This is a genomic window from Phocaeicola intestinalis, assembly GCF_014837065.1.
GTDB classification, from domain to species: domain Bacteria; phylum Bacteroidota; class Bacteroidia; order Bacteroidales; family Bacteroidaceae; genus Phocaeicola; species Phocaeicola intestinalis.
In genome coordinates this window covers 1-2,625 of the sequence record NZ_JACSPP010000122.1, presented here as the reverse complement: position 1 = coordinate 2,625, position 2,625 = coordinate 1, and the positions used below count along the sequence as shown (strand labels likewise).

Here is a 2,625-nt window from a genome sequence, read left to right as displayed (position 1 = left end):
ATAATATGAACAATAACAAGGGCGTTTGATACTGCTTTTTTAGGAACGTAGAACTGGACACACTAATTAATAATCTTACAAGCGATGCAGTTATATTGCGGAGAAAACAAAGCTTGCTTGTGATGCCGAATGTGTAAGCCTTCGTAATTGAAAAAGCGGATTTGCAATCCATTCGCAGGAGCTTTTAGGAAATATTGTGCCGAGAAAACCAAACGAATCAATAAGATTCTCCACGGAAATCCGTATTTTTGCAAAAAGCCGACCGCTAAATGTTTTTTTGATTATGAGATACCTTAACCCCAAAGCAGACCTTACTTTCAAGAAAGTGTTCGGAGAACATCCCGACTTGATTATCAGTTTTCTGAACGCGCTGCTGCCATTCGAGAAACCCGAAGAAGAGATTACACAGGTGGAGTACCTGAACCCCGAAATGGTTCCGCAAACGCCTTTCCACAAAGACAGCATCGTGGACGTGCGATGCAAGGACCAAAGCGGAAGACAGTTCATCGTAGAGATGCAGATGATGTGGACTTCGGCATACAAGCAACGCGTGCTGTTCAACGCGTCGAAAGCATACGTCAGCCAGCTGGACAAGGGGAAAGACTACAAACTGCTGCAGCCCGTCTACTCGCTGAACCTCGTGAACGACACCTTTTCGGACAGCAAAGGGTATTACCACGACTTCCAGATTGTGGAAGAAACCGAGACCCGGGAAGTCATCGAAGGGCTGCGGTTCATCTTCATCGAACTCCCCAAGTTCACGCCGGACAACTACCAAGGCAAGAAGATGCAGGTGCTTTGGCTACGCTACCTGACCGAAATCAATGAAAAGACACGCGAGGCACCGGAAGAGCTGATGGAGAATCCCGAAATCAAGAAAGCCGTAACCCAACTGGAAGAATCCGCCTTCAGCAAAGAGCAACTGCTAGGATACGACCACTTCTGGGATGTGGTCAGCACAGCCAAGATGCAAATCAGCAGCTCACGGCGCGAAGGACGGGAAGAAGGATTGGAAGAAGGAGAAAAGATTGGAATCGAAAAGGGAGAAAAGAAAAAAGCGAAGGAAATGGCTCGTCTGATGAAAGCCGACAATGAACCTATGGGCAAAATCATCAGATATACCAACTTGTCCGAAGAAGAAATCAACAGCTTGTAATCCACATTGTGCGTAAGGGCAGGGGCAAGCAACGGATTTCCTGTATTTCTCAGCCAAGCAAAAAGGGAATTTGGATAGCCGTGAGCAGATCAAAGCCCAACGAGAAGTAGACAACGTGGCGGAGGGGCATTATGACCACCAGCAGAAACAAGGATTCTCAATAAGAAGATAGAATATATTAAGATTTTTGAGAAAAACATAGAAGCTGTTTTGAATTTCTCCAAAAAGTTTTTCTTGGCTTGATGTATCCGTTTTCGTGTGTGCTTTGGGCGATTTTTTGGTCCTTTTCGCTCCTGTTCTTCGTCAGATAGCCCGCTATCTTCCTCATCACAGAAGCGGAAATGCCTCAAAAACTCATCCCAAATCATCGCACGATAAATTCAAAACAGCTTCTAAAATCAATGAGAAGATGCGTTATGTTTGAGTGCGCTATCCTCTCATTGTTTAAGAATTACATTGATTTGCAATCAGGCCGAATGAAAGTGATATTCATACAAGTATGATTGTCAATCGTTGCATTATACCTTATTATATATAAGGTGAATCAATGACAATTTTAGAACCGTCAGTTTTATTGGTTAGCATAATCAAATTGGAGTTATCTACACATAGTGCATAGAATCTTCCCACTGATTTTGTCCAAAAATATCCCCAATATAAAAATACAGATGTAGCGAACAGACGTATTGAGAACAAACTTTTTGTTTTGATGTGAGTTATGGCATATTCTTTTTTGAGAAAGGCTTTTTCTCCTACAATTAGTTTGATTCGTATACTATCATTGTCTTCGTGTATGCTTATTGGCATTTTCAATATAGGCAGTACAATGCATAATGCCGCAATTATTGTAACAATTTTTATTGCAGTATTTCCTTCCATGAACGCATAATAAACCGCATAACCAACGATTGTTGATATGATAATCGAGTATATGATCAGCGTTCTAGAAGGTGATAATTTTCTAGTAGTATTCATTATATGCTGATTTTGCGATATTTTGTCTTTAACCATTTCTTTTCCGTTTTATTTTTGCACAAAAGCACCTTGCTTTTTCCATTAAAGAACTGTATGTTTCAAACCTCATTTTAAAAATACCAATTTCAATGCTATGTTTAATCATCACAATACAAATATAGACCATTAAATCCATTCGCAGGAGCTTTTAGAAAATATTCTCAAAAATTCTATAAAAGAGAGAGGAAGTGCATGGGAAATGCATGGGAAATGTTTCTAATGAACAAATTTTGTCCAAATGAATGGGGAAATGTAATTTGTAACCATTATCTTTGCAAACATCACATCCCTAAAATACATCGACTTATGAACAGCAGAGAACTCAGCGACAGATACGTCAACCCCTACACCGACTTCGGATTCAAGAAACTGTTTGGTACCGAAATCAACAAGGACCTGCTCATCAGCTTCATCAACAGCCTCCTGCACGGAAAGGAAGTGGTGAAAGACCTGAC

General features: G+C 40.7%; 3 protein-coding genes and 1 pseudogene. 3 read left to right on the top strand and 1 reads right to left on the bottom strand.

The features are described 5' to 3' along the window. Positions 1-283: 283 nt before the first annotated feature. Both H9625_RS17280 and H9625_RS17855 read left to right on the top strand, forming a co-directional pair. Positions 284-1,156, top strand: coding sequence for an Rpn family recombination-promoting nuclease/putative transposase (locus H9625_RS17280; RefSeq protein ID WP_191765554.1), 873 nt, complete (start codon positions 284-286; stop codon positions 1,154-1,156). A 28-nt stretch (positions 1,157-1,184) separates the two neighbouring features. Then, positions 1,185-1,328, top strand: a pseudogene (locus H9625_RS17855) (mobilization protein); the annotation flags it as partial. A gap of 356 nt (positions 1,329-1,684) precedes the next feature. On the opposite strand, the gene H9625_RS17270 reads toward H9625_RS17855, so the two are convergent. Next, complete coding sequence (locus tag H9625_RS17270; protein ID WP_191765550.1) at positions 1,685-2,167, bottom strand: hypothetical protein; 483 nt, start codon at positions 2,165-2,167, stop codon at positions 1,685-1,687. 309 nt (positions 2,168-2,476) lie between these two features. Between H9625_RS17270 and H9625_RS17265 the strand changes: the two genes are divergently transcribed. Continuing rightward, positions 2,477-2,625, top strand: a 149-nt coding sequence (locus H9625_RS17265; RefSeq protein ID WP_191765548.1) for a PD-(D/E)XK nuclease family transposase, incomplete at its 3' end; no start/stop codon positions are given.